Source organism: Candidatus Clostridium stratigraminis (assembly GCF_045310675.1).
In the GTDB taxonomy this organism is placed as follows: Bacteria; Bacillota; Clostridia; order Clostridiales; family Clostridiaceae; genus Clostridium_AT; species Clostridium_AT stratigraminis.
Window position 1 is genome coordinate 243,861 of sequence record NZ_JBJHZZ010000003.1, and the last position, 21,620, is coordinate 265,480.

Annotated in this window: 22 protein-coding genes and 1 riboswitch; of the genes, 5 read left to right on the top strand and 17 right to left on the bottom strand. The window is 31.7% G+C overall.

Annotated elements, in window-relative coordinates:
• Positions 1-161 precede the first annotated feature (161 nt).
• Positions 162-950, top strand: coding sequence for a TSUP family transporter (locus tag ACJDUG_RS07815; RefSeq protein ID WP_406769335.1), 789 nt, complete (start codon positions 162-164; stop codon positions 948-950).
• Between the two features lie 77 nt (positions 951-1,027).
• Here ACJDUG_RS07815 and ACJDUG_RS07820 read toward each other — a convergent pair whose 3' ends face one another.
• The 10 genes from ACJDUG_RS07820 to hflX form a co-directional block, all read right to left on the bottom strand.
• The gene (locus tag ACJDUG_RS07820; RefSeq protein ID WP_406769336.1) at positions 1,028-1,273 is read right to left on the bottom strand and encodes a hypothetical protein; all 246 of its coding nucleotides are present in this window, start codon (positions 1,271-1,273) and stop codon (positions 1,028-1,030) included.
• Between the two features lie 139 nt (positions 1,274-1,412).
• Entirely contained in the window at positions 1,413-2,060 is a 648-nt protein-coding gene (gene ppaX, locus ACJDUG_RS07825; protein ID WP_406769337.1) for a pyrophosphatase PpaX, read from the bottom strand.
• A 148-nt stretch (positions 2,061-2,208) separates the two neighbouring features.
• Entirely contained in the window at positions 2,209-3,642 is a 1,434-nt protein-coding gene (locus ACJDUG_RS07830) for an NCS2 family permease (RefSeq protein ID WP_406769338.1), read from the bottom strand.
• Positions 3,643-3,750: 108 nt separating this feature from the next.
• A riboswitch (purine riboswitch) is annotated at positions 3,751-3,852 on the bottom strand.
• Positions 3,853-3,980: 128 nt separating this feature from the next.
• The gene (locus ACJDUG_RS07835; RefSeq protein WP_406769339.1) at positions 3,981-4,385 is read right to left on the bottom strand and encodes a hypothetical protein; all 405 of its coding nucleotides are present in this window, start codon (positions 4,383-4,385) and stop codon (positions 3,981-3,983) included.
• Positions 4,386-4,877: 492 nt separating this feature from the next.
• Positions 4,878-5,618, bottom strand: a complete 741-nt coding sequence (locus tag ACJDUG_RS07840; RefSeq protein WP_406769340.1) for a YebC/PmpR family DNA-binding transcriptional regulator — start codon at positions 5,616-5,618, stop codon at positions 4,878-4,880.
• A 102-nt stretch (positions 5,619-5,720) separates the two neighbouring features.
• Positions 5,721-6,368 (bottom strand): YigZ family protein, encoded by a 648-nt coding sequence (locus ACJDUG_RS07845; protein WP_406769341.1) that lies wholly within the window; start codon positions 6,366-6,368, stop codon positions 5,721-5,723.
• Positions 6,369-7,028 carry a HEAT repeat domain-containing protein gene (locus tag ACJDUG_RS07850; protein WP_406769342.1) on the bottom strand — a complete coding sequence of 220 codons (660 nt, stop codon included), beginning with the start codon at positions 7,026-7,028 and terminating at the stop codon, positions 6,369-6,371.
• A gap of 5 nt (positions 7,029-7,033) precedes the next feature.
• Positions 7,034-8,446 (bottom strand): MocR-like pyridoxine biosynthesis transcription factor PdxR, encoded by a 1,413-nt coding sequence (gene pdxR / locus ACJDUG_RS07855; protein WP_406769343.1) that lies wholly within the window; start codon positions 8,444-8,446, stop codon positions 7,034-7,036.
• Positions 8,447-8,525: 79 nt separating this feature from the next.
• The gene (locus ACJDUG_RS07860) at positions 8,526-9,422 is read right to left on the bottom strand and encodes a nucleotidyltransferase domain-containing protein (protein WP_406769344.1); all 897 of its coding nucleotides are present in this window, start codon (positions 9,420-9,422) and stop codon (positions 8,526-8,528) included.
• A 183-nt stretch (positions 9,423-9,605) separates the two neighbouring features.
• Positions 9,606-11,384, bottom strand: coding sequence for a GTPase HflX (hflX, locus tag ACJDUG_RS07865; protein ID WP_406769345.1), 1,779 nt, complete (start codon positions 11,382-11,384; stop codon positions 9,606-9,608).
• A 106-nt stretch (positions 11,385-11,490) separates the two neighbouring features.
• Between hflX and hpt the strand changes: the two genes are divergently transcribed.
• Complete coding sequence (gene hpt, locus ACJDUG_RS07870; RefSeq protein WP_406769346.1) at positions 11,491-12,015, top strand: hypoxanthine phosphoribosyltransferase; 525 nt, start codon at positions 11,491-11,493, stop codon at positions 12,013-12,015.
• 117 nt (positions 12,016-12,132) lie between these two features.
• Here hpt and yunB read toward each other — a convergent pair whose 3' ends face one another.
• On the bottom strand, positions 12,133-12,786 hold the full coding sequence (yunB, locus tag ACJDUG_RS07875) for a sporulation protein YunB (RefSeq protein ID WP_406769383.1): 654 nt from the start codon (positions 12,784-12,786) through the stop codon (positions 12,133-12,135).
• Positions 12,787-13,092: 306 nt separating this feature from the next.
• Between yunB and ACJDUG_RS07880 the strand changes: the two genes are divergently transcribed.
• Positions 13,093-15,564 carry a transglycosylase domain-containing protein gene (locus ACJDUG_RS07880; RefSeq protein ID WP_406769347.1) on the top strand — a complete coding sequence of 824 codons (2,472 nt, stop codon included), beginning with the start codon at positions 13,093-13,095 and terminating at the stop codon, positions 15,562-15,564.
• Between the two features lie 59 nt (positions 15,565-15,623).
• Here ACJDUG_RS07880 and spoVAE read toward each other — a convergent pair whose 3' ends face one another.
• From spoVAE to spoIIAA, 6 genes are all read right to left on the bottom strand, one after another.
• On the bottom strand, positions 15,624-15,980 hold the full coding sequence (spoVAE, locus tag ACJDUG_RS07885) for a stage V sporulation protein AE (RefSeq protein ID WP_406769348.1): 357 nt from the start codon (positions 15,978-15,980) through the stop codon (positions 15,624-15,626).
• 35 nt (positions 15,981-16,015) lie between these two features.
• Positions 16,016-17,023 (bottom strand): stage V sporulation protein AD, encoded by a 1,008-nt coding sequence (gene spoVAD / locus ACJDUG_RS07890; RefSeq protein WP_406769349.1) that lies wholly within the window; start codon positions 17,021-17,023, stop codon positions 16,016-16,018.
• A gap of 7 nt (positions 17,024-17,030) precedes the next feature.
• On the bottom strand, positions 17,031-17,483 hold the full coding sequence (gene spoVAC / locus ACJDUG_RS07895; RefSeq protein WP_406769350.1) for a stage V sporulation protein AC: 453 nt from the start codon (positions 17,481-17,483) through the stop codon (positions 17,031-17,033).
• A gap of 119 nt (positions 17,484-17,602) precedes the next feature.
• Entirely contained in the window at positions 17,603-18,358 is a 756-nt protein-coding gene (gene sigF / locus ACJDUG_RS07900) for an RNA polymerase sporulation sigma factor SigF (RefSeq protein WP_406769351.1), read from the bottom strand.
• Between the two features lie 9 nt (positions 18,359-18,367).
• A complete protein-coding gene (gene spoIIAB, locus ACJDUG_RS07905) occupies positions 18,368-18,796 on the bottom strand; it encodes an anti-sigma F factor (protein WP_406769352.1) in 429 nt (142 codons plus the stop codon).
• A gap of 15 nt (positions 18,797-18,811) precedes the next feature.
• Positions 18,812-19,147 (bottom strand): anti-sigma F factor antagonist, encoded by a 336-nt coding sequence (gene spoIIAA / locus ACJDUG_RS07910; RefSeq protein ID WP_406769353.1) that lies wholly within the window; start codon positions 19,145-19,147, stop codon positions 18,812-18,814.
• Between the two features lie 355 nt (positions 19,148-19,502).
• On the opposite strand from spoIIAA, the gene speE reads away from it, so the two are divergent.
• Together speE and iadA are read left to right on the top strand one after the other, a co-directional pair.
• On the top strand, positions 19,503-20,333 hold the full coding sequence (gene speE, locus ACJDUG_RS07915; RefSeq protein ID WP_406769354.1) for a polyamine aminopropyltransferase: 831 nt from the start codon (positions 19,503-19,505) through the stop codon (positions 20,331-20,333).
• Between the two features lie 36 nt (positions 20,334-20,369).
• Complete coding sequence (gene iadA / locus ACJDUG_RS07920) at positions 20,370-21,557, top strand: beta-aspartyl-peptidase (protein ID WP_406769355.1); 1,188 nt, start codon at positions 20,370-20,372, stop codon at positions 21,555-21,557.
• Positions 21,558-21,620 lie beyond the last annotated feature (63 nt).

The window sequence follows — 21,620 nt, forward strand, 5'->3', positions numbered from 1 at the left end:
AGTTATTATTTATTGCCTCAATAAGTAATAAACATATGGATACCATTTTTACTGGTTTTTTATATATTAAAAAGAATATCTTTTTTAAAATTAAATTAGACTACTGCAGTAAAACTATGTTAAAATATTTTAGGGAAATCTAATATCAGGCAGGTGTAAATATGCTTTATAATCTTTCTTTAAACCATGATTTTTTTATTAAACTTTTAATACTATGTCCTTTAGGATTTTTGGCAGCTTTAGTAGACTCCATTGCAGGGGGTGGTGGTTTAATAAGTGTTCCTGCCTATTTATTAGCTGGGGTTCCTCCACATCTTTCTCTTGGAACAAATAAGTTTTCCTCTACTGCTGCTTCTTTCACAAGTTCGATAAAATTTGCACGATCAGGCAAAATTAATTTTGAGATAATGAAATACTTAGCTCCTCTAACCTTTGTAGGTGCAGTTTTAGGAGTGACCTCCGTATTAAAGGTAGATCAAAATTTTCTTTCTACTCTAGTTTTAGTTTTAGTGCTGTGTGTTGGTGTATATAGTATTTTTTCAAAAACCATTGGTTTGGAAGATAAATTTGTGGCAATAACAAAAAAAACCATAATGTTAGGAATGCTTTTAGCAATTTCACTTGGTTTCTATGATGGTTTCTTCGGACCTGGGACAGGCTCCTTTTTAATCTTCGGACTTATTAATATATATGGATTTGATTTTGTTAAGGCAAGTGGAAACGGAAAGTTTTTAAATTTCATAAGCAATATTACTTCGCTTTTGTTGTTTGCAATAAATGGACAAATAAATTATATGTTAGGTATTCCAGTTGCTATTTTTATGATTTTTGGAGCAAGAATAGGTACAGTACTTGCTTTAACTAAGGGAGCCAAGCTTATAAAGCCTATATTTGTAACAATGTCCTTAGGAGTTGCAGTAAAAATGCTTTATCAAATGTTTGTAAAATAAATAGTTTTGTTAATCAGCATAAAATAGGATGCAGTTTAACTTATATAAAAGCTGCACCCTATAAAAATTAATTTAATTTATATTATTTTCCTCAATTTATCTCCTTCATATTCTTTTATTAGTCTATTATTTCCTTCATCTTTAACTAATAATCTAACAGTGTTTTCTTTAATCTTTAATACCTTGCCTTTAAGCTTTGTCCCAATTACATTAACAGGTGCTCCATCTACAAGCTCATAAACTAAATTACCATTACAGTAATTACAGTTTTCCTCACTATTTATAACCCTTTTACAATCATTACAATAATAAAGTTTGTTCATTCTAATACACCCTTTCAAAGCATAATTACAGCAAAATAAACCTCTCATAAATTTAAATACTGCATTGTATAGTATATTCTATATTTTCAGACAATTTCCTTCTTTAATGACAAATTTAATAAAAAAACCTTAGGTAGTTTTACCTAAAGTTCTCTTCTCTAACTATATTAATTACTTCCTTTATATAATCAACTGCATATTCTGGTTTATAATTCATAATTTGATCTATGGGAAGTACAGTATATTTTACTAAGCAGGTTTTTGCCCCTGCATTTTTGCCGCAAAGTATATCATAGTGACTATCGCCAATCATTAAGGACTCCTCTGGCTTAATATTAAGCAATTCACAGGCTTTTAATACTGGTTCTGCCTCTGGTTTATGCTTAGAGGTATCCTCTGGAGTAATAATTACATCCATTTTGTCAAATAGATTAAATAGCTTTAACCCTCTTTCTGCTATTAATTTTCTTTTAGAAGTTACTACTCCAACCTTTATTCCTAAGGCTTTTAGTTCTGAAAGAGTTTCTTTTGCGTAAGCTATCTCTCTTGCAGTATCATCATGAATAGATTCATTATATTTAATATATGTATTAAGTAATAAATGAGCATTTTCTTTATCATATCTTGAAAGGGTATCAATTAAGGGTTCCCCAAAATACATTACTATTTCACTTTCTGGCACATCTATATTTAATTCTTCTTTAAATGTATGCTTAAAAGATTCAATTACAAGTTTATTAGTATCGATAAGTGTACCATCAAGATCAAACAATACCGCCTTTATCATGCCTTCTCATCCCCTTTTCTAATTATACTCATTAATTATATTATGATAATTTAATTAATGCAAATATATGCACATTTAGCTGTTTTACTTATATTTACCATAAAAATGCGCCAGAAGAATGGTCTTCGCGGCGCACTTTCCACATTTATTAATGTGGTAGTAATATAAATCTTAAAATGAAAAGTATTGCTAGAACATAAACAATTGGATGAACTTCCTTCTGTTTATTAGTGGCAATTTTAACAATAGGATAGAATATTATTCCAGCAGCAATACCATTTGCTATACTATAGCTAAAGGGCATAATTGCTATTGTAAAGAAAGCAGGAAGTGCTTCAGTAAAATCGTCAAAATTTATCTTTGTAACAGCACCCATCATAAGTACTCCAACAATAACTAACGCTGGAGCCGTTGCTTCTGCAGGAACTATGCCCACAAGACCACTAAAGAAAATAGAAAGTATAAAAAGTATACCTACTGTTAGTGAAGTAAGTCCTGTTCTTCCGCCTTCAGATATTCCTGAAGTAGATTCAACATAAGTTACAATAGTACTTGTACCTAAAATTGAACCAGCAGTGGTGGCAACAGCATCGGATAAAAGAGCTTTGTGCATATTTTTCACTCTTCCTTCTGAATCCAGCATATTTGCCTTTTGTGCAGTTCCTACTAAGGTTCCTATAGTATCAAATAAGTCTACTAAGCTAAAGGTTATTACAACCATTACTAAACTCGTTATAGCACCAACAATTCCTGCAGCACCTAAGCTGCTATTAGAAAGCAATCCCTTGAAATCTAGCTGCATAAAGGTAGGTGCAAGAGATGGTGGAGTACTAACTAATTTAATCCCAGTTAAATGTGTTAATCCAAAAGGTATACCTATAACAGTTGTAAGTATTATGCCTATCAATATAGAGCCTTTAATATTTCTTGCCATCAAAATTCCTGTGATAGCAATCCCAATTATAGTAAGTATTGCACCAGGCTTTGTAAAATCACCAAATTGAACTAAGGTTTCAGGGCTTGCTACTATAAGTCCTCCGCTTTTGAGACCTATTAACGCAATAAACAACCCAATTCCGCCTGAAATAGCAAGCTTTAAATTGTGTGGCAGAGCATCAACTATTTTTTCTCTTATGGAAGTTACAGTTATTATTATAAATAATACGCCGGAAATAAACACAGCGGCTAAAGCTTGCTGCCATGTATATTTCAAAGTTAAGCATACGCTGTAAGTAAAAAATGCATTAAGTCCCATACCAGGTGCTTGTGCAAAGGGTAAATTAGCATATAAGCCCATAACCAAAGTACCTATGGCAGCTGCTATACAAGTTGCAGCAAATACAGAGGCTATAATAGGATCATTTAGTGCGGTAAAGGCAGCCGCCCCATCACCCTTAATACCTGCTGCATTCATCCCTGCGAATTTTAATATATTAGGATTAACAAAAATTATGTAGGCCATGGTAATAAATGTAGTTATACCGGCAATTATTTCCGTTTTAACATTTGTATTATTTTCTTTTAGTTTAAAAAATGATTCTAAAAATGATTTTTGCTGATTGATTTCTTTCGATTTAGACATACCTTATGTTCGCTCCTCTAAGTTGAAATATTGTATAATTAAATAAAAAATCCCCTACTGGGCTAATGGTAAACCCAACAGAGGAAAAAAAGTCAAAAAAACTTAATAAATTCTTAAGGATTCACCCATAGCCTAAAGATTAACGGTCTTTTAGTAGAAACTCTTGAACCATATTTTCAAGATTATATGGATGTAATATTCAATTAAACACATTTCATATGTTAACATAGGTTTTTAGTTTTTTCAACACAATTCTTGTATTTAGAACATTTTTCGCAATTTTCCGAAGGCTTTGTTAAGTAATTTATTAGCTTCATTAAAATATTTTATGTATTAAACTAATAACTTTCTAAGGAGTAAGCAGTGAAAATATATACTATTTTTTCAATAATTGATTTACTAATAATATCTATTGTGCTGTTAAAGTCTTTTAAATTCTTGACATAGTCTTTAAATACAGTAGCTGCAGTTACTTTAAATTTATTTTTTATTTTATGGCTGGCAGTAAATTCTATTATTGCTGTTTCTTCCTTCATAAATCTATAAATTTGGATTTCGGGTGCAGAGCTTAAAACTATAGTACAGAGCTTTTCTATTTGTTTTTTCATAAAATCATTTAGAAATATATCGAAGCATTCTATATCAATTGAATAATTGTGTTGTTTTTTATTGCCATCATTATTTCTTAAGAACACCTTCATAATTGTTACATCACTCTCACAATTCGCAAAAGTATTATGCATTTTTAAACCTTCTTTCATTAAAGCAGTTATTTAATTTATAAACTAAGGTTTATTTTTTCTCAAAATATATTATTTATGCCTATATTGGTAAAAAGTACAAAGAGTGGTTTAAAGTTTTCTGAAATAATAAAGCCTAGGATAAACCTAGGCCTCTCTTCTAACAACATCTTCGATTATTTCCGCTAAAAAAGATAAGAATAATAATTATAAAAATTATCCAGGATCCGCCAAAGCCATTTCCACCACAACATATATCTTCCGTACAACAGCATCTTGAGCTACTACTTCTTCTACCCATGTAAACATCTCCAATCATATTTAATATGTTATATAAATTGGCAATTTCTTCAGTATAATATATGATAAATTTTATAAATTGGAACTATGTTTTTGATTTGCATAAAAAAACCTTTATATGTGAATTTTAATTCACATATAAAGGTTTATATAAGACTCTTCAACAGTTTAGGTAATATGAATATAATTGTTTACTTATTCCTCAAAACCCTCTGGGAACTCTGCATTGTGATATACGTCCTGTACATCATCATCATCTTCAAGTGCATCCAGCATCTTTTGTATCTTTGCAGCAGTTTCTTCATCAACAGCAGTAAAAGTATCAGGTATCATTTTAATATCTGCTTCTAAGAATTCTAAATTATTAGCTTCCAAAGCTTCTCTAACAGTTCCAAATTCTTCTGGTTCTGTTGTAATGATAAATACTTCCTCTTCTGAAGCAAAATCTTCTGCTCCAGCATCAAGAGCCATCATCATTAGTTCATCTTCATCAAGCTCATCAGTTCTTTCTATTATTAGCTGCCCCTTCTTTTGGAACATGAATGATACACAGCCTGCTGAACCCATATTTCCGCCATGCTTTGTAAATGCGTGCCTTACATTACCTGCAGAACGATTTTTATTGTCAGTTAAAACATTTACTATAACAGCAACTCCTGCTGGTCCGTAGCCTTCATAAACTATTTCTTCGTAGTTAGCACCATCAGCTTCTCCAGCACCTTTTTTAACTGCTCTATTAATTGTATCTTGAGGCATATTATTCGCCTTTGCCTTTGCAATAACATCTCTAAGCTTATTATTTATATCTGGATTTGAGCCGCCGTTTTTAGCAGCCATTATAAGCTCTTTTCCTATCTTAGTAAATATCTTTCCTCTTTTAGCGTCTGCCTTACCTTTTTTTGCTTGTATATTATGCCACTTTGAATGTCCTGACATAAAAATCTCCTCCTAACAAAACCCTATATATGTAATTGATTTACGAAAATTTACGCACAAATTATTATAGCATAAAATCTATAAAGGTTACAACTTTATCCGTTATTGTTCTTTATAAAGCCTATTTTCTAATTTAAAATAAAACTCTTCACTTTCTACTTCAAAGGTTACCCTTCCCGAGCAAGCCTCTACTATTTTCTCTTTAATTAATTGGAGATTCCCTGCCTCACAAAAATATTTTACTTTCACTTTATCAGAATAGAAAATCTCCTCAATATACCAATTATTTTGAGCAAACATATATTGAATTTTTCCTAAATGGTCATATTCAAAATTCGCATATAAGGCAGCTCCCTTTATTTTTTCTACTATTCCTGCTTCCTTAATTGCTGAGCTAGCCCCTTTTGAGTAGGCCCTAACAAGGCCGCCAGCTCCTAATAGCACACCTCCGAAATACCTAGTTACAACAATAACAATATCAGTTAAGTTATTTTTCTTTATAACCTCTAGAACAGGTACACCTGCCGTCCCCTGCGGTTCGCCATCATCGCTGTATCTTTGAATTCCCATGTTTACGCCTATAACATAGGCTAATACATTATGATTAGACTCTTTATTTTCTACTTTGGTTTTATTAATAAAGTCTCTAGCTTCCTCTTCGCTATATATTCTCTTAGCATGACCAATGAATACTGATTTTTTTTCTTCAAATTCACTTTTGGCTTCACTTTTAATTGTAAGATAACTCATTTATTTAACCTCTATTTCATCTAGATATTCCTTGGCAGCTCTAATAATATAATCCTTATTACTTCCTTCTTTAATATCCTTCATTTTATCAATTGCTTTATCACTTTTTAGTTTTTTTAAAGCCTTTACAGCATAAAGTACAACTTGAGTATTTTCATCTTCTAAAGCTCTAATTAACGCAGTTTCAGATGCTTTATCTCCAATTTTTCCAAGAGCAGATACTGCCATTCTTCTTATATTTACATGTTTATGAACTATTGACTTTATTGGAATTTCTATTATTTCCTGAGCCTTTAATTCCCCAGCTATCCATAGGGCATATTCCTTATTTTTCGAGGTCATATTAGCAAATTCATTTTTAATATAAAAAATTAGTTTTTCCTTATTTACGCTACTCATTGAATTTAAAACTGAAAGCTTATCTGTCTTTCCCGCATTACATAGGGCTTCAAAGAGTTCTGTTTCATTTTTGCTATTTGCTAAAAATCTATATTTAATTTTTCCTTCTATTAGCTGCTTTTGAACTTCTTCCCTACTTAAACCTCTTATTTTTTCAATAGCCGCTATACTTTTACCTTCTAAAGATAAAAAATAAGTTATTTCACTTTCACTTAAATTATCTATATCCTTCCAATCAATTTTTATAAGACCTTTATCCAAAAAAATCACTCACTTTTAATAATTTCTTTTATAATATTTAAGCCTGTAATTATATCTGCATTACTTACCTTTGAAAATCCTAACCTGAAGTTTCTTTCCCCTTCTTTATAGTGCTTATAGAACATAAAAGCTGGAGTTAAAAGCAGCTTCTTCTCCTTACACTTATAAAATAAAGTAATACTATCTATTCTAACCTTTTCTGATAGGCTTATATAAAAGTTAAGCCCACCTCCCGGTGCTTTAAATTCTATAAAATCACCTAATATTTCTTTTAGCTTTTCTTCCATAAAGGCATATTTTTCTTTATAAATTATATTTAAGTTATTTATATGGCTTTTCCAAAAACCTTTTTCAATATAAAGCTGCAGAGCCCTTTGCATTAGACTAGATGTTGAAATATCCGTGTCTATTTTTGAATTTTGTATTAGGTCTTTAAAATTTTCTGGAGATATTAAATATCCAATTCTTATACCTGGCAGAAATATTTTGGAAAAACTTTTAATATAAATAACTCTGTCATTTAAATCTAAGGATTTAAAACTCTCATATTTAATATTTGTATCGTATATAAGCTCAGACAAGTAATCATCTTCAATTATATAAAAATCATATTCTAAAGCAAGCTTAAGTATCTCCTGTTTCTTTTTAAGACTGTAGGAAAAACCGGTTGGATTTTGAAAATAGCTCATTAAATAAAATATCTTAATTCTATTTTTCTTTAAGATTTCTTTGAATTCTTCTAAATTTATTCCGTCTTCCTCTAAATGTACTTCAAAAATATTTGCCCTTCTTCCCCTAAAAACTGATAATGCACCGCTGTAAGTTGGTTTTTCCACAATAACATTATCATTTACATTCACCAAGGATTTAGAAATAATATCTATCCCCTGTTGAGCCCCGGAAACTATAAGTATATTCTCTAGGTCAATTTCATCATTCCAAAAATATTTATTGATGCTTGTTCTTAAGCCATAGTAACCTAAAGCTTCCTGATTTGCTAAGGCTTCTGCTCCATCTCTATCTAATACCTCGTTTAATACAGCTTTAAAAGAGTCTACTGGAAAAAAGTCACTGCAGGCATTTTCGCCAGTAAAGTCAACGTACGCTTTAAGTTCTTCTAAAGTTAGTTTCTTGAAAATATCAGTATAGTCTTTTTTAAAGCTCTTTGTATATTCACGCTTTTTTGCATAGGTTCCGCTGCCAATTCTCTGCATAGCATAGCCTTCCGCCTCAAGCCTATTGTATACATTTATTATTGTATCGTTGTTTACCTGTAAAAACTTCGATAACTTACGAATAGATGGAAGCTTTTCCCCATCCTCAACTATATTACTATCTATTAATCTTTTAATATGCTTGGCAATTTGTATATATTTAGGTAAATCTTCATTGTTAAACTTAGTTAAAAATTTTTCCATTACATCACCTATATAGTAATTAAGCTACTAGAATAATAAATTATACTAGTAGCTGTATATAAACATTATACATAAAATATTAGATAAAATAAACATTTTCCTTAAACAATACTTTCCCGTCATCTGTTTTATAATCTCTATTATCCTTTTTTATCATATTTCTTTCCCAAAGCTTGTTTAATATATCTTCAATAGCTATATCATAGCTTTCAAACAACTTGTCGTTTTTAATATCTTCTGTGCTTAAAAAGCTATCCTTTCCTCTCATATAATTTAGTAATATGGCGGCTGTATTTCTAATAGTCTCATCCACTGCATCTTCTATAAATTTCAAAGTACTTTCAATGGCTGTTACGGTATCATTTTTATTAAAAAACAAACCATCAACGCAGTTTCTAAAATCATCATTTAAGTTCATTGCCATGGCAATAGCATCTTTACTAATCATATAACCTGAATAATTGATATAAAGCTTAGCATAATTTTCAACACACTTTACAGCAGCTCCATAAGCAGTATAAATTCCATCGTTATAAAGATATTTGTTACATAGATCTATGTTCTTCAATACCTTCCCAAGATATACCATATTCCATCTTTCTCTGTCTAAATCAGGATAATATCTTCCACTGTCATATCTTTGGGTAATATCCATATCCTTTGAAAATACTAACCTTGAAGAAGCAAACATTCGAAGCATAAAACCGCCTCTTAGATCTTCCTCATATAGCTGTAAAAACTTACTTTTACTCATAAGTTTAATGTGTACAGGCACTTGCTTTTCTTCAGTATAAATATTTTTTATATTATTTATTTTCTTATCAATTATTACAAAGAGATCAATATCCGATTCATCCCATAAGTCTCCAGTAACCATACTTCCAAAGACCATTGCAGCAAGTACAGCTTCGTTTCCCTTTAATCTATCTATTATACTATTGAACGCCTTTTGATACTGTAAAATAGTTCTTTCCATAAAATCCCCTCCCTAAAGTCAAAACAAACATATATTAATTATAATACAAATTAGCATAAAAACAATACTTTACTTGCATAATTTGAATAAAAACTTTCAAAAATTATACAATTGCACAGCAGAAATGACAGTTTTAAAATTAAATTAATCTTTATACAGTAAATACAGAAAAATAAAGATATTTTATAACATTAAATTTATACACTTGTTATAGACCTCATCATCTACTTTAGCTGAGATATAAGTTCCATTTTCCCTAAACTCTTCTTTTAAAATCTTAGCGTTTCTATGAAGAAAAGCTGTAATCTCCTGCCTAGAATATGGAATCAAGTATTCTGCTGTAATTAACGTATATGGGAGTAATCCCTCAACTTCCTTTAATAATAAATCTAAATTAATACCCTGCTTAGCAGAAATTTTAATTTGCTTTTCGGTTTTTAAAGCTTCTTCTAATTTAATAATATTTTCTTCATCAGCTTTATCTATTTTATTTATTAAAATTAAAGTTGGCTTATTTTTAACGCCAAGTTCCTCAAGTACAGCTTCAACAGCTTCAATCTGTTCTATTGAGTTCTTAGAAGAACCATCAACTACATGGAGCAGCAAATCAGAATAAATTACCTCCTCTAAGGTTGATTTAAAGGCTTCTACTAAATCATGCGGCAGTTTTCTAACAAAGCCAACAGTATCAGTAAGTGTAATATGCCTACTATCTGGCAATATTACTGCTCTAGTGGTTATATCCAAGGTTGCGAAAAGCATATCTGCCTCAAACACCTTTTCTTTAATGGTACCATCCTTTGGCATTGCAATTTCACATAGTTTATTTCTTAAGGTAGATTTTCCTGCATTAGTATAGCCTACCAAAGAGACCTTAGGTATTTCGTTTCTCTTCTCCCTTTGAGTTTCTCTATGTTTCTTAATCTTTTCAAGTTCACGATATAAATCATATATTCTTTCTTTTATATGTCTTCTGTCTGTTTCTAGTTTCTTTTCACCAGGTCCCTTCGTTCCTATTCCGCCACCAGTTCTAGAAAGTACAGTACCTAAGCCTGAAAGCCTTGCAGCTCTATATTTTAACTGAGCTAGTTCTACTTGTATCTTTGCCTCTCTACTTTTTGCCCTTCTTGCAAATATCTCTAAAATAAGGGTAGTTCTATCAATAACTTTAGCTCCGGTGTACTCCTCTAAGTTTCTTACTTGGGAGGCATCTAATTCATCATCGAAAATAATAACATTTGCTTTTAAAGCCTGCCTCAGCATGGAAATTTCCTCTACCTTACCTTTACCAATATAAAAGGCTGAATCTATCTTACTTCTCTTTTGAAGAACCTTGTAAACAACTTCCACCTGGCAGGCTTTTGCAAGTTCCTTAAGCTCATCTAAGCTTTCTTCACTTTCGATGCCTACCAATATTGCCTTTTCTCCATCCTCTTCTATTATATTATTATTTTTAAGTTCATTTTCTACAAAGTATACCTTATCTAAAAAATTAAAGTTTACAGCTTCTTCAATGTTTATTTCTTCAGTCGTTTCAGCTTTTAACAGGTCATTTTCAATAATACAAAAGCCTAAGGTTGTATCAATAGCTATGCCCTCTTTCACAGACAATGCAGCAATACAGTCCAGCTTTAATTTTGTAAGAGCTGATAAGTCAAGGGCAGAAAGCAATGATGGTCCATTTGGATGAGTATGAACTACTCTTACTCCAGAAAGCTTTTTGTATTTAATATCAATAATAGGTACCTCAACAGTAGTACTGTCTCCTATAGCGACACTGATTACCTTGCCTTTTCTATCTATAGCAACACTTATTTCTTTGTTTATTAAACTTGTAATATTGCTTATTGTTGATACTAGCTCAAGGGTAAAGACTTCTTCTCTTGGAATTACATAATCATAGATTTCCTCTAATTTATCTAATATGGTATTTCTGATACCTTCTATATTCCCATAGATCATTATAACAACTCCGTTTATTTTTATTATTTATATATACTTGACAACTTTCATATAATTTTATACTATTAAAACAATATTGTAAATATCTATGGTGTGGAGGGTTACAATGGAAAACAAAAAGGTAAATATATTAATAACAAAGGAACAAATCGAGAAAAGAATAGCTGAACTTGGCCTTGAACTTTCTAAAGACTATGAGGGTAAGAACCTATATGTGCTTTCTTTACTACGCGGTAGCTTTATATATACAGCTGACTTAGTAAGAAATATAACTGTGCCGACCAAAATAGGTTTCATGACAACTTCAAGTTATGGCCATAATGAACAAAGCTCTGGCTCAGTAAGTGTAGTAAATGATATACCAGATAATATTGAAGGCTGCGATGTTTTAGTAGTAGATGATATAGTTGATACTGGGATTACTATGCAGTTTGTGATGGAACACGTAAAGTCTTTAGGTGCAAACAGCGTAAAATCCTGCGTGCTTCTTGATAAACCTGAGAGAAGAAAAGTAGATGTAAAGCCTAATTATTGCTGTTTTGAAATACCTGATGTATTTGTGGTGGGCTATGGTCTTAACTATGGGGATTATTACAGAAATATACCCTATGTATTTAATTGGGAAGACTAATACTACCTATAGATTAAAATGAAGGTTTATTTAAAAATATAAAATATGCTACAGGAGTCCTGGATTTAATAATATCCATGATTCCTGCAGCATATTTTGTGCTTTACAATATTAAATTTACCTGCTATTTAATTTAAAACCAGCACCTTCCAGACCCATGTTAATTGAGGTATTAGGTATTTTACCAACAATAATGGTTTCAGATATAGGAACTTCACAAGCTACATCAATATCTTCTTTTTTAAGTGGAACCACGACTCGGAGTTTAGCTTGAACCTTTACATAGATTCTATGTCTAGTCTGATTTATACCTGCACTTTCAAATTCAGATTCGTATTTTGTTTCTATATATCCAATAGGATTCATAAACACAGTAATTTTTGGTCCAAACTTAGCTAAAAAGTTGTTTTGAAGTACATACCCAAGTGGTAGTTTAACACCAGTATTACCAATAAGCTTGAGTTGTTTTTGAGAGTCTAAGGCAACATCACATGCAATTTTATTTAATTTTAAGGTATCTGCTTTTAATAAGGTTATATTTCCTTCCCCATCTTTTTCTACATGAATAATATCATTATAATTAAACTGCTTTGAATATTCATTAATTATTGAGGTATAAATAATTTCCATGGACTTAGATCTTATTTCTGCACTAGCAACTGCTATAATTGCTGGTGATATTGCCTTATCTGTTATATAAATAAATAGATTAAAAATAGTTATTATTACAATAAAGCTTAAAATAAGCTTTATTTTTGTTTTTCTTTTAATATTATCACCTCTTTACTATTAATAAAATTATGTTATTATAAGTATATTTAATATTATGTTAAGCTTTAGCAAATATGATTTGTGAATAAAATTTTATTATTTGTCAATATTTGTAATATAGTCATAAACTAATAGTTTTTTTAATAAAATGAGGTAATTATAAGTTTTAAGATTAGGACAAGCAACTAAAATGCCTAATAATACAAATGACATATTTTACAATTAATATTTTATTATTAAAGCTTTATATGATATAATATTTAAAAGTTCTCTTTCCTTATACAAGCATTCAAGGAGGATTAACATATGAATGAAGAAAAGAACTCTGAAAAAATAAAGAAGAAGAAAAAGAGTAAAAAGATTTTAAGGAATATTATATTATCTATATTAGCAGTAATTATTTTAGCTATTGTAGCTGGTGCAGGAATAGGACTTGCCATAATTAATACAGCTCCAGCCTTAAACGTTGACCAGATTTTGACCTTAAAAGAGCCCTCAAAAATTTATGATAAAGATAATAACTACATGGATGATGTTGCAACAAATGAAAAAAGAGATGTTGTTGGAATTAATGAAGTAAGCAAAGACCTACAGCATGCCTTTGTAAGTATAGAGGATGAACGTTTCTATAACCATAAGGGCGTTGACCCCCAAAGAGTTCTAGGAGTAATATACATAGATATTAAAAATAAGCTCACCGGCAAAAGCGGTGTACAAGGAGCCTCTACTATTACTCAGCAATTAATAAAAAATACTATGTTAAATAATACTGTTTCTGCTCAAAGAAAAATTCAGGAAATGTATTTAGCACTTCAGCTTGAAAAGAAATTAACTAAAGAACAGATTTTAGAAGCCTATATGAATACAATCCCCTTTGGAAGTACAGTTCATGGTGTGGAAGCAGCTTCAGAATATTACTTTAGTAAACATGCAAAGGACTTAAGTTTAATTCAAGCTGCATATATAGCAGGTGTTCCACAAGCACCTGGTATTTATAACGCTTTTTTGGATTCAGCAAAAAAAGATCCTAGTAAATACTTAAATAGAACAAAAATGGTATTGGCTGCAATGTTAAAAAATAATTATATTACTAAAAGCCAATACGATCAGGCAGTAAATGGTTTAAGTGTAAAAGCCCTTGAGTTTAATCAAGCTTCTATAAAAAATATGAATAGGCTAAATTACGAGTGGTTTTCACTTCCTGCAATTGAACAAGTAAAAAAAGATTTGAAAGCTCAATATAATTATAGTGATGATGAAGTAAACAGTCTTCTTATGTATGGAGGACTGAAGATTTATACAACTATGGATAGGAACCTTCAAAATGCTGCGCAAAAAATATTAGACGATAGCAAAAATTATGGAGTTAATTACACCCCAGAAAAAACAAATGTAGTTCAGCCTCAAGCCTCTGCAGTAGTAATGGATTACCATACTGGTGAGGTGAAGGCCATAATTGGTGGAAGGGGTACTCAGCCTGCTCGATCTTATAATAGAGCAGCTTTTAATGGTTCAAAGGAATTCCTAAGACCTACAGGATCAAGTATAAAGCCCCTTACTGTATACGGACCTGCAATTGATACAAAGATGGCAACAGCAGGTACAGTAGTAGAGGATTCCCCTTTATCAACCGATATAGGAAAGCAATGGCCCGAAAATGGCAAGCCGTGGAATCCAAGAAACTATGAAACAGGATTTTTTAGAGGCTATGTAACAATTAGAGAAGCAATTAAGAGCTCTATCAATTTAGTAGCTATAAAGGAAGAATATAATATCGGTCTTAAAACCGGTGTTGCTTATGGTGAAAAATTTGGTTTAACCTTCGATAATGATGATAAAACAAGTTTATCTGCACTTTCTCTAGGTCAGCTGCACCATGGTGCAAATACCCTTACTATGGCAGCTGCATTCGGCACCTTTGGAAATAATGGAATGTATACTGAACCTAAAATGTATACAAAGGTTGTTGATAGGAGAGGTGTTACAATACTAGAAAGTAAATTAGTTAATAGAAAAGTTTTATCTCCTCAAGCAGCATATATAATGTATGATATGCTTAAGGGACCAACAAGTGCTGGTGGTACTGGCCCAGCTGCAAGGTTTAGTTCAATGCCTGCAGCAGGTAAAACAGGTACATCTGGAGATAAAAAAGACTTTTGGTTCAGCGGCTTGACTCCTTATTATTCAGGCGCAGTTTGGATTGGAAGCGATACACCTAGAACCTTTAATAGTGGCATAACTAGTTCTACATCAGCAGCACTTTGGGGCAAAATCATGGCTGAGGCACATAAGAGCCTAACAGTAAAAGATATTCAAATGCCTAGTGGCATAGTAACTACATCTATATGTAGAGATTCAGGCAGCTCTCCTACGGATTTATGTGCTAATGATCCAAGAGGCAGCCAAGTTACTAGAGAAATGTTTATTGATGGTACACAGCCAACCACATTGTGCACAATACATGTAAAGGCTGACATAAATAAAGCAAATGGTAAGCTTGCAACGGAAAATACTCCGAAAGATCTACTTGAAAGCAGAATATTTATAAAAAGAGATTATACACCATCAGCTTCACTGCAGGATCAGCCTTATGTACTTCCAAAGGAACTAGATGATACAAAACCAGTGGTTCCTACCATCCCACCTGCAGAAGGAAATAATACAGGAACATTACCAGGTACAACTGATCCTGGTACTACACCAGGCAATACAGATGGAACTGTTCCAGCAAATACAGGTGGAAATACTAATACTAATAATAATACTAATAATAATTAATATAATAAAAAACAAGAAGTAAGATATAACTTACTTCTTGTTTTTTATTTTCCATAATTTTATTCCTTAGTTTTAGAGTTAAATAACAATGCCATTAAATATCCAAAAATAATAGCAGCAGTAATTCCACCTGCAGTTCCTTTTATGCCACCTGTAAAGGCTCCAAGAAGTCCTAAAGAGTCTACTTCTTTCATTACCCCTTTAGCTAGGGCGTAACCAAAACCTGGTAAAGGTACTGTTGCTCCTGCCTTACCTAATTTTACTATGGGTTCATAAATACCTAAAGCTCCTAAAATAACTCCTAAGGTTACGAAGCTTACTAGTATTCTTGCAGGAGTAAGTTTTGTTTTATCTATTAAAATTTGTGCAATAACACAAATTATACCTCCAACTACAAATGCATTTAAAAATTCCATTCTTAAGCCTAGACCTCCTTTATGCTGCCACGGTTTTAAGATTCAATAGCAACTGCATGTGCAATGCCAGGTATAGTAAGTCCCTGCTGACAGGAAGTTGAACTTAAAAGTGCCCCGGTAGAAATCAACAGCACCTTTTTAAGTTTCCCATTTAGTAAGCTTTTATAAATATATCCACAATCAACTACTGCAGAACACCCGCAACCACTTCCTCCTGCATTTGTTAATTGTTTTTCATGATTAAATATTTCATCACCACAGTCTATGTAATTACCACTTATATCATACCCGTATTCCATAATAAGCTCCTTAGTTATTCTCTTCCCTACTATTCCAAGATCCCCAGTTACAATTAAATCATAGTAATCTGGGGTTCTGCCAGTATCCAAAAAGTGCTGTGAAATAGTATTAACTGCTGCAGGAGCCATGGCCTCACCCATATTATTTACATCGTTAACTCCATAATCCTTAACTTTACCTATAGTCGTATAAGTTATATACGGAAAATTCCCTTCTGTCCCTAGTACCATGGAACCAGCTCCAGTAACAGTCCATTGAGCAGTGGGTGCTTTCTGACTGCCATATTCTAATGGGAAGCGAAATTGTCTTTCAGCAGAAGAATAGTGTGAGGAAGTTGCAGCAACTACATGCTTTGCAAACCCACCGTCTAGTATCATAGCTGCTATTGCCAGTGACTCTGTCATGGTAGAACAAGCGCCGTAAAGCCCTAAAAAAGGTATATCCATATCCTTAGCTGCAAAAGTGGATGAAGTTAATTGGTTTAATAAGTCTCCTGCAAATAAATAATCTATGTCATTATCACTTAAATTTGCCTTATTTATACTTTCTTTAATAGCCATATATAAAATACTACTTTCAGCCTTTTCATAGGTATCTTCCTTATTTAAGTCATCTTCAAGTATGACATCAAAGTATTCACTTAGTGGCCCATTTCCTTCCTTTGGCCCCACCACACTAAAGGTAGAAATGATCCTTGGCCTACTGTCTAGTCTTACTGTTTGTTTACCAACTTTTTTGTTCAAGCAAAACTCACCTACTTATAATATAATAAATTATTCCTACTATGACTGAAGAACCTATTCCATAAACTAAAACCGGTCCTGCTATTACAAACATTTTAGCACCTACTCCGAATATAAAACCTTCCTTTTTAAATTCCATAGCTGGTGCTACAATTGAGTTAGCAAAGCCAGTAATGGGTACTAAACTTCCAGCTCCGCCAAAGGCTGCAATTTTATTATAGAATCCTATACCGGTTAAAAGAGCTCCTAAAAAAACCATAAAGATAGAAACTAAAATTGAAACATTATCTTTAGACATTCCTATTCTAGTAAAATAGCTGCTAAAAAATTGGCCAATATCACATAATATTCCACCTACCAAAAAGGCTCTAATACAGTTTCTTAATAAATGAGATTTAGGCTTAACTTCTTCTGAGATATCTTTAAACCTTTGCTTTAAAACCTCTTCTTTATTAGCCATTCTATCACTTCCTTATACATAAAAATGTAATTTCATAAAAGTATTTTATGTAATATTATTTTTGTTATTCAAGGCAATACATTTCAAAAAAAAAATGAATAGGAATTATAAAATAAATCCTATCCACTAAGTCTATCTTTCATCAATTTTAGTACTTTTTTTTCTATTCTAGATACTTGAACTTGGCTAATGCCAAGCATTTTGGCTACTTGAACTTGTGTTTTATCCTTAAAATATCTAAGCATTATTATTTGCCTTGCCTTATTATCTAGATTGATAAGTGCATCTTTTAAGGCTATTTTATCTACAATATCTGAGTCTTCTTCATAATCCTCACTTAATTTATCAATTAAGAGTACTGGAGAAGCATCGTCCTGATGTATTGTATCGTAGAGATATTGCATATTGTTAGTTGATTCTAAGGCATAAACTATTTCTTCAGAATTTATCCCTGAATACTCAGATAATTCTTCTATCGTTGGGTCCCTATCTAATTTTTTTGTTAAGGCTTCTTTGTCATAATGAAGTTTTCTTGCTACATTTTTTACACTTCTGCTTACCTTTATTATTCCATCGTCTCTAAGAAATCTTTTTATTTCACCCATAATCATAGGTACGGCATAAGTAGAAAACTTCACGTTGAATTTACTATCAAAGTTATTAACTGCCTTAACTAGTCCCATAGACCCTATTTGGAATATATCTTCATACTCATAGCCTCTATTTAAGAATTTTTTGCTAATTGCTGAAACTAATGGGAGATTATACTGAATAACTTTATCTAAGGCATTTTTATCCCCTTCTCTAGCCAGCCTAATAAGTTCTAAGTTATCATCATAATTATATTCCTGTTTCTTAAGAATTCCATCATCCATAGCCTTCACCTAACTTAAACTCTTGAAAACTTTCTTCATAATAATCTGAGTTCCCTTACCCTTTTCTGATTTTACTTCTAGACTATCCATAAAAGTTTCCATTACTGTAAAGCCCATTCCTGATCTTTCAAGATCAGGCCTTGATGTGTACAATGGCTGCATTGCGAGCTCAACATTTTCTATTCCAACACCTTCATCATTGATTTTTATTGTTAATGTAGTATCTTCAATCATGGCTTCAATTTTAATAATTCCATTTGCATTTCCATATCCATGGATTATAGAATTTGTAACTGCTTCAGATACAGCAGTTTTAACGTCAGTTAATTCTTCAATAGTGGGATCTAACTGAGATACAAATGCTGCAACAGCAACTCTGGCAAAGCCTTCATTTTGGGATTTGCTTAAAAATTCAATTTTAACAATATTATCGTACATTTTTATCCCCCCTCATTAAATATTCTTAAGTGCTTGTTCTAAATTTTCGTAAACTTTTATAATTTTAAACATGCCTGATAAATCAAAAACTCTTTTAACTGAGTTATTAACATTAGCTATGCATATCTTGCCATTTTTAGCTGTCATTTTTTTGTATCTACCTATAACAACTCCAATTCCCGAGCTATCCATAAAGCTTACATCTTTGAAGTCCAAAATAAGTTTAGCAATTAGTTCTCTATCAAGTCTATCATCTATTTTGCTTCTAACTTCTTCTGCACTATGATGATCTAACTCTCCCATCATAAAAACTACGAGTTTCTCTTCTTCCTTTTGAAACTTTAAGTACATTAATATCCCCCCCTATATTAGAATTAATAATAACTTTTATATAATAAATTTAAAAAGCTTTTTTAATGCTTTTATTATTAAAAGCATCTGTTTACTATTTTTATTATAAATTAAAACAGATATATATTATATTCTATATATTACATAATTTTCCTTCTTTTTTTTAAAACATGAATAAACATTTTTATTATTCCCATTTTATATTTATAATATACAGTAATTTTACATTTTACTTGATCAGTAACTTTCTATATGTGTATTAATGCCCTTTGAAATTTTAAAGCTATTGCCCCAAATAAGAATCATTGCTATAATAATCAGTATGCAAATTATATGATTTAAGGAGGAATTTAACATGGAAATGTGGATAAAAGAAGAACAAATTGCAGACGCTGCTATGACCTATAAAATTAAAGAAACTTTAGTTAGAAAGCAAACAGAATTTCAAGACCTTGCTATTGTGGATACATACGCCTTTGGCCGTATGCTGCTTTTAGATGGAATCGTTCAAACAACCATTAAAGACGAATTTGTTTATCATGAAATGATAACTCATATTCCCTTATTTACACATTCTAAACCAAAGAATGTGTTAGTTGTAGGCGGTGGAGACGGTGGTGTTATAAGAGAAATAATGAAGCACCCCTCTGTTGAAAAAGCAGTACTTTGTGAAATTGATAAATGTGTTATAGAAGAATGTAAAAAGTATTTACCTGAAATCAGCAGTGAACTTGAAAATCCGAGATGTGAGATCTTTGTTGGGGATGGAATAAAGTATGTACATGAACATAAAAATAAATTTGATGTTATTATTGTTGATTCTACTGACCCCTTTGGGGCTGCAGAAGGTCTTTTTGGCGGAAGCTTTTACAAAGAAATTTCAGAATGCTTAACTGATGACGGTATTTTTATTGCACAGACAGAGACACCATTTTATCTTCCAGAAGTAGTTAAAAAAGTATTTAATGATGCAAAAGAAGTATTTCCAATAACAAAGCTTTTCATGGCTGCAATTCCAACCTATCCTGGAGGATATTGGAGCTTTACTATTGGTTCTAAAAAGTATGACCCTGCAAATCCAAATTCAGAAAATATTTTTGACGTAAAAACAAAATATTATAATGGAGATATACATAAAGCGTCTTTCGTTTTACCAAACTATATAAAGAATTTAATTAATAATTAATTTTAATCTAGCAAAGCTGCGTGGGGAGTGAAATTCATGATAAAGCTAATAAAAAAAGGTATTGTTTATGCTCCTGACTATCTAGGAGTGAAGGACATATTAATTTGCCAGGACAAAATAGCTAAAATTGATGATGATATTCCTTTACCGCCTAAGGAGTTTTATGAGGTTGAAGTAATAGATGCCTCTAATCAAATAGTTACTCCAGGTTTTATAGATTTACATGTTCATATTACTGGCGGCGGCGGTGAAGGCGGCTACACCACAAGAACTCCAGAAATTCAATTATCTCAGATAACTACTACTGGTGTTACTACAGTAATTGGTCTTTTAGGAACTGATGGAACAACGCGTTCTCTAAACAGCCTCATAGCAAAGGCAAGAGCCTTAGAGGAAGAAGGAATCAATGCACTATCTTGGACTGGTTGCTATCAGTTTCCTACTAGAACTATTTCTGATACATCTAGAGACGACATTATTTTAATTGATAAAATTATTGGTGTGGGCGAAGTTGCAATCTCTGATCACAGGGGCAGCAAACCTATGGAAAATGATATAGAAAGGCTGGCCCTTGAATGCAGAGTAGCAGGTTTATTATCAAATAAATGCGGAGTATTACAGCTTCATGTAGGGGATGATAGAGAAGGAATTAATATTTTAATTAAAATATTAAATGAATCTCCAATTTTAGCTAAAAATATACTGCCTACTCACATAAATAGAAACATGAATCTATTACATCAGGCTATTAAATATTTGAAAATGGGTGGATACATAGATTTAACTTCAGGAATTACAAGAACTGAGTCCGATCCCATACCTTCTGATGCCTCCTATGGCTTAAAATACCTTCTTGATAAAGGATGTCCATTAGATAATATAACAATGAGTTCTGACAGTAATGGCAGCATGCCGATCTTTGATGAAAATGGAAAGCTTACTGATATATCTGTAGGTTCAATTGAAACAAATATTATAGAGTTTAGAAAAATGGTTCAAGTTTATAATCTGCCTATTGAGAAAGCTCTATGTCCCTTGACTAAAAATCCATCTAGAATACTAAAGCTTGATTATTTAGGAACAATCGCTGTAGAGAAACAGGCCGATTTATTAATAATGAATCCTGATTTATCCTTGGATTATGTATTATGTAAGGGCAAAACCTTAGTGCAACATGGAAATGCCGTAAAATTCGGCACTTTTGAAAAAGATATAAAAAGCTAATAATAAAGGCCCCAAAATACAAAATATGTTACATAATTATAATTATGTAACATATTTTATTTA